Here is a 6,258-nt window from a genome sequence, read left to right as displayed (position 1 = left end):
AAAGTCCCGTCTGCCCCGCGACGCCTGGCACGCACTCTCGCCGCGCCGGGCGAAGCCCCAAGTACATCCAGTACGAGGGACTCCGCCCGGCGCGCCGAGAGCACGCACCAGACGCCGCGGGGCCCGCCCTTCGGGCGGACGACGGGACTTTGCGGACACGACCTAGGTGTGTCCGCAGCGCCGGAGGCCGGCGGTACGCGGGAAAAGGCCGCGGCCCCCGAGCGGCTGCGGCCCTTTCCACGGTGTCGAGCGAGGGCTCAGAGGACGCGCACCGCGCCCGACGCCGGGTAGCCGGAGAGGTCCTGGATGACGACGCCCTTGGAGGGGTTCGCGGCGTCCAGGTACTGACCGCCCCCGATGTACACGCCCACGTGGTACGCGGAGCCCTTGCCGCCCCAGTACAGGATGTCGCCGGGCTGGAGGTTGGACAGGGAGACCTCGGTGCCCATCATCGACTGGTCCTGCGACACGCGCGGCAGGTCCACACCGACCTCGCGGAACGCGGCCTGGACGAGGCTGGAGCAGTCCCAGGCGTTGGGGCCGGTGGCGCCCATGACGTAGGCGTCGCCCAGCTGGGCCTTGAGGAAGGCGATGACCGTCCCGACGCTGCCGCTGGCGGGCGCGGTAACGGACGGGGTGGAGGCGGAGGCGGACGGGGCGGAGACGTCGGCGGACGCGGCGAGCGTGACCCGCTCGGCGTCGCGTGCGGCGCGCTCGGCGGCGGCCTTGCGCGCGGCCTCCTCGGCCTTCTTCTTGGCCTCGGCCTTCTTCTTGGCCACGGCGAGGTCGGCCTTGGCCTCCTTGGCGGCCTGGGCGGCGGCCGCGTCACGCTCGGCCTGCAGCTCGTAGTTCGCGGCGGCCAGTTCCGTGGCGTCCGCGGACTCGGCGACCTGGGCGGCCAGGTCGGCCGTCAGGGTGGGCAGTTCGAGCGTCTGCGTCACCGGTTCGGCGGCGTTCGCCGGACCCGACGCACCGGCGACTGCCACGGTGCTGAGGATGCCACCGGCAACTCCGGCCCGCATCGCGATCTTCGACGCGCTGCGACGGGGCTTCCGGTGGCTGCGTATGTGAGCGGTGTGGGACATGGGAACAACCGGTATCAGGGCCTCCTCCATACCTTCAAGAAACGTGGTCTGCGCCACAGTTGTTCAATTCGGCCCCCGAAACCCTCCCCGCAGACTCCTTATTGACGCCGTAACGGACATTGCGGACCCACCCCCTCAAGCCTGTGATCATGGGTTTTCGTCGTTACGCCCGAATTGCCCGCGGCCTACCACCGGTTGGGGTGGTTGGCCAAGCCCGGTTCCCAGGGCCCTCTCATGAATGTGGCGGAGGTCACGGAACGGTTGCGGCGACGGGTGCGTCTGGCGCGCGTTCCGGTGGCCGGCGAGTTCGTGAACGCGTGCACACGTCCACACCGGCTCCCGAACCTCCTTCCGAGGTGTGAACGGGGGCCACTATCAAGAGATCGACTGCAAAGCCAATTTGCATGCACGGGAACTCTCTTGATATGGAGACGCCCCTATCGACCTGCGGCGACGAGTGAAAATGTCACCAGTAGTGATCACTCTGACGCTTCGCGTGTGAAGATCACCGCTCATACGACTTCATGATCCTTCGCCAGGTGGTGGAGATCACAAAGCTTGTGCAATACCCCGTGTCGCAGATCACAGAGCGGCAGGCATAAGATGCGAGGCAGTTGGGCTTGTGACCTGCTTCACATGTTCTCGATCTTCGCCGGGACGAACGGGGTTGGTGAGACCGGTGAGGCAGATGTGAGCCCGATGCAAAACCGCCAGCAGTCAGTGCCGACTGAGAGGAGCGAGGAGCGGTGAACGCGTATGCGCCCATCCTCGTACTGGGAGCCCTCGGGGCAGGCTTTGCGATCTTCTCCGTGGTCATGGCCACGCTGATCGGTCCGAAGCGGTACAACCGCGCCAAGCTCGAAGCCTACGAGTGCGGTATCGAGCCGACCCCCACGCCGGCCGGCGGCGGGCGCTTCCCCATCAAGTACTACCTGACGGCGATGCTCTTCATCGTCTTCGACATCGAGATCGTCTTCCTCTACCCCTGGGCCGTCACCTTCGACGCCCTGGGGGTCTTCGGGCTCGTGGAGATGCTGCTCTTCGTGCTCACCGTCTTCGTCGCCTACGCCTACGTGTGGCGGCGCGGCGGCCTGGAATGGGACTGAGGGGCCTTAACTCATGGGACTCGAAGAAAAGCTGCCGAGCGGCTTCCTGCTGACCACCGTCGAGCAGGCAGCCGGGTGGGTGCGCAAGGCGTCGGTCTTCCCCGCCACCTTCGGCCTCGCCTGCTGTGCCATCGAGATGATGACCACCGGTGCCGGGCGCTACGACCTGGCGCGCTTCGGCATGGAGGTCTTCCGCGGCTCCCCGCGCCAGGCCGATCTGATGATCGTCGCCGGGCGGGTCAGCCAGAAGATGGCCCCGGTGCTGCGGCAGGTCTACGACCAGATGCCCAACCCCAAGTGGGTGATCTCCATGGGCGTGTGCGCCTCCTCGGGCGGCATGTTCAACAACTACGCCATCGTCCAGGGCGTCGACCACATCGTCCCCGTCGACATCTACCTCCCCGGCTGCCCGCCGCGGCCCGAGATGCTGATGGACGCGATCCTCAAGCTCCACCAGAAGATCCAGGGCACCAAGCTCGGCGTGAACGCCGAGGAGGCGGCCCGGGAGGCGGAGGAAGCGGCGCTCAAGGCCCTGCCGACGATCGAGATGAAGGGGCTGCTGCGGTGAGCGACGCGAACGGCACCCAGGGTGCGCACGGGCCTGACCAGCCCAACCCCGAGCAGGACCTCAGCGCCTCCAACCTGCCCGGCCAGCGCGGCCAGGGCGGCGAGGAGATCCGCGTCCAGCGCGGCATGTTCGGCGCGAACAACGGCGGCGACACCTCCGGGTACGGCGGCCTGGTCCGCTCGGTCCGGCTCCCGGGACCGGCGAGCCGCCCCTACGGCGGATGGTTCGACGAGGTCGCCGACGAACTGGAGGGCGCCCTGGAGGAGCAGGGCCTGCTCCCGGAGAACGCCATCGAGAAGACGGTCGTCGACCGCGACGAGCTGACCTTCCACATCGAGCGCGAGCACCTGGTCCGCGTCGCCCGCACCCTGCGCGACGACCCGGCCCTGCGCTTCGAGCTGTGCACCGGCGTCAGCGGCGTCCACTACCCGAACGACAAGGGCCGCGAGCTGCACGCCGTCTACCACCTGCGCTCGATCACCCACAACCGGCTGATCCGCCTGGAGGTCAGCGCCCCGGACGCCGACCCGCGCATCCCGTCCCTGGTCCAGGTCTATCCGACCAACGACTGGCACGAGCGGGAGACGTACGACTTCTTCGGGATCGTCTTCGACGGTCACCCGGCCCTGACGCGGATCATGATGCCGGACGACTGGCAGGGCCACCCGCAGCGCAAGGACTATCCCCTCGGCGGCATCCCCGTCGAGTACAAGGGCGCCCAGATCCCGGCTCCGGACCAGCGGAGGTCGTACTCGTGAGCACTTCCCACGCCTCCCCCAGGGAGACCACCGAGGGCACCGTCTACACGGTCACCGGCGGCGACTGGGACGAGATCGTCCAGTCCGCGGCCAAGGCCGACGACGAGCGCATCGTCGTCAACATGGGCCCGCAGCACCCCTCCACCCACGGGGTGCTCCGCCTGATCCTGGAGATCGAGGGCGAGACGGTCACCGAGGCCCGCTGCGGCATCGGCTACCTCCACACCGGGATCGAGAAGAACCTCGAATACCGGACCTGGACGCAGGGCACCACGTTCGTGACGCGCATGGACTACCTGACGTCCTTCTTCAACGAGACCGCCTACTGTCTCGCCGTCGAGAAGCTGCTCGGCATCGAGGACCAGATCACCGACCGCGCCAAGATCATCCGTGTGCTCCTGATGGAGCTGAACCGGCTCTCCTCCCACCTGGTGTGCATCGCCACCGGCGGCATGGAACTCGGCGCCACCACGATCATGATCTACGGATTCCGTGACCGGGAGATGATCCTCGACATCTACGAGCTGATCACGGGCCTCCGGATGAACCACGCGTACATCCGCCCCGGCGGACTCGCCCAGGACCTGCCGCCCGGCGCGGTGGACCAGATCCGCGAGTTCGTGAAGAAGATGAAGAAGAACCTCCCGGAGTACGACAAGCTCGCCACCGGGAACCCCATCTTCAAAGCCCGCATGCAGGACATCGGCTACCTCGACCTGGCCGGCTGCATGGCCCTCGGCGCCACCGGCCCGATCCTGCGCTCCACCGGCCTGCCGCACGACCTGCGCAAGGCGCAGCCCTACTGCGGCTACGAGACGTACGACTTCGACGTCCCGACCGCCGACAGCTGCGACGCCTACGGCCGCTTCCTGATCCGCCTGGAGGAGATGCGCCAGTCGCTGCGGATCGTCGAGCAGTGCCTGGACCGGCTCCAGCCCGGCCCGGTCATGGTCCCCGACAAGAAGATCGCCTGGCCCGCCCAGCTGGCGCTCGGCCCGGACGGCCTGGGCAACTCCCTCGACCACATCAAGAAGATCATGGGCACCTCCATGGAGGCCCTGATCCACCACTTCAAGCTGGTCACCGAGGGCTTCCGGGTCCCGCCGGGACAGGCGTACGCGGCCGTCGAGTCGCCCAAGGGCGAGCTGGGCGTGCACGCCGTCTCCGACGGCGGCACCCGCCCCTACCGGGTCCACTTCCGCGACCCGTCCTTCACCAACCTGCAGGCCATGGCGGCGATGTGCGAGGGCGGCCAGGTCGCCGACGTCATCGTCGCCGTCGCGTCCATCGACCCCGTGATGGGAGGCGTCGACCGGTGACCACCTCATCCTCGGAGCGGGCGGAGCGAGGCGTCAGCCTGGGCATGCCCGAGCTGCCCGCGCCCGACTACCCGGACGACGTCCGAGCCCGGCTCGAGCGGGACGCGCGCGAGGTCGTCGCCCGCTACCCGGACTCCCGGTCCGCCCTGCTGCCGCTGCTGCACCTGGTGCAGTCGGAGGAAGGCCATGTCACACGCACCGGCATGCGGTTCTGCGCGGAGACGCTCGGCCTGACCACGGCCGAGGTCACCGCGGTCGCCACCTTCTACACCATGTACCGGCGCAAGCCCTCCGGCGACTACCAGGTGGGCGTCTGCACCAACACGCTGTGCGCGGTGATGGGCGGCGACGCCATCTTCGAGGCGCTCCAGGAGCACCTGGGCGTCGGCAACGGCGAGACGACCGACGACGGCAAGGTCACCCTGGAGCACATCGAGTGCAACGCGGCCTGCGACTACGCGCCGGTCGTGATGGTCAACTGGGAGTTCTTCGACAACCAGACCCCGCAGAGCGCGCGGCGCCTGGTCGACGACCTCCGCGCGGGCACCCCGGTCTCGCCCACCCGCGGGGCGCCGCTGTGCACCTTCAAGGAGACCGCCCGGATCCTGGCGGGCTTCCCCGACGAGCGCGAGGGCGCCGTCGAGGCGAGCGGCAGCGCGGGACCCGCGTCGCTGGTGGGTCTTCGCCTGGCGAGGGGAGAGACCGCACCCGCGCGCGTGGTCCACCCACGGGAGGGCGGACCGCACGACGCGCCGCAGGCCACGGGCCACGAGCCGTCGCCCGCACAGCACCTCAGCTCGCACGACGCGCCGCAGGACACATCGGCATCCGACTCTGCCCACCCGGCAGGGCCCACCGCCGAGGAGGGGGAGTGATGACCTTGGCAGCCGAGCTGAAAGACACCAGCCCCGAGAAGCTGCTCGCACCCGTGCTGTCGGCCTTCTGGGACGAGGACCGGTCCTGGTCCCTGGACGTCTACCGGAGGCACGAGGGGTACGAGGGGCTCCGCAAGGCGCTCGCCATGTCGCCGGACGACGTGATCGCGTACGTCAAGGACTCCGGTCTGCGCGGGCGCGGCGGCGCGGGATTCCCGACGGGGATGAAGTGGCAGTTCATTCCCCAGGGAGACGGAAAGCCGCACTATCTGGTTGTCAACGCCGACGAGTCGGAGCCGGGGACCTGCAAGGACATCCCGCTCCTCTTCGCGAACCCGCACAGCCTCATCGAGGGCATCGTCATCGCGTGCTACGCCATCAGGTCGTCGCACGCCTTCATCTATCTGCGGGGCGAAGTCGTCCCCGTCCTGCGGCGGCTGCACGAGGCCGTGCGCGAGGCCTACGCGGCGGGCTACCTCGGCGAGAACATCCTGGGCAGCGGACTCGACCTCGAACTCACCGTGCACGCCGGCGCCGGCGCGTACAT

General features: G+C 68.8%; 6 protein-coding genes and 1 pseudogene. 6 read left to right on the top strand and 1 reads right to left on the bottom strand.

Features of this window, described 5'->3' with window-relative positions; translation table 11 throughout:
- Nucleotides 1-257: 257 nt before the first annotated feature.
- On the bottom strand, nucleotides 258-1,115 hold the full coding sequence (locus CCN42_RS38635; protein ID WP_086741877.1) for a C40 family peptidase: 858 nt from the start codon (nucleotides 1,113-1,115) through the stop codon (nucleotides 258-260).
- 716 nt (nucleotides 1,116-1,831) lie between these two features.
- Between CCN42_RS38635 and CCN42_RS38630 the strand changes: the two genes are divergently transcribed.
- The 6 genes and pseudogenes from CCN42_RS38630 to CCN42_RS38605 all read left to right on the top strand — a co-directional run.
- The gene (locus CCN42_RS38630; protein ID WP_007383963.1) at nucleotides 1,832-2,191 is read left to right on the top strand and encodes an NADH-quinone oxidoreductase subunit A; all 360 of its coding nucleotides are present in this window, start codon (nucleotides 1,832-1,834) and stop codon (nucleotides 2,189-2,191) included.
- Between the two features lie 13 nt (nucleotides 2,192-2,204).
- On the top strand, nucleotides 2,205-2,759 hold the full coding sequence (locus CCN42_RS38625) for a NuoB/complex I 20 kDa subunit family protein (RefSeq protein WP_030813694.1): 555 nt from the start codon (nucleotides 2,205-2,207) through the stop codon (nucleotides 2,757-2,759).
- Nucleotides 2,756-3,517, top strand: a complete 762-nt coding sequence (locus CCN42_RS38620; protein ID WP_086169092.1) for an NADH-quinone oxidoreductase subunit C — start codon at nucleotides 2,756-2,758, stop codon at nucleotides 3,515-3,517. The genes CCN42_RS38625 and CCN42_RS38620 overlap by 4 nt, the downstream gene beginning before the upstream one ends.
- Complete coding sequence (locus CCN42_RS38615) at nucleotides 3,514-4,836, top strand: NADH-quinone oxidoreductase subunit D (RefSeq protein ID WP_086169093.1); 1,323 nt, start codon at nucleotides 3,514-3,516, stop codon at nucleotides 4,834-4,836. The genes CCN42_RS38620 and CCN42_RS38615 overlap by 4 nt, the downstream gene beginning before the upstream one ends.
- Nucleotides 4,833-5,711, top strand: coding sequence for an NADH-quinone oxidoreductase subunit NuoE (gene nuoE, locus CCN42_RS38610; protein ID WP_086741876.1), 879 nt, complete (start codon nucleotides 4,833-4,835; stop codon nucleotides 5,709-5,711). Before CCN42_RS38615 ends, nuoE begins: the two co-directional genes overlap by 4 nt.
- Nucleotides 5,711-6,258 (top strand): annotated as a pseudogene (locus CCN42_RS38605) (NADH-quinone oxidoreductase subunit F); the annotation flags it as partial. The gene nuoE and the pseudogene CCN42_RS38605, both read left to right, overlap by 1 nt.

The sequence above is a fragment of the Streptomyces glaucescens genome (assembly GCF_002154375.1).
Lineage (GTDB): Bacteria > Actinomycetota > Actinomycetes > Streptomycetales > Streptomycetaceae > Streptomyces > Streptomyces glaucescens.
Note: the sequence above shows the minus strand (reverse complement) of the source record. Positions and strands in the feature narration are given on the sequence as shown.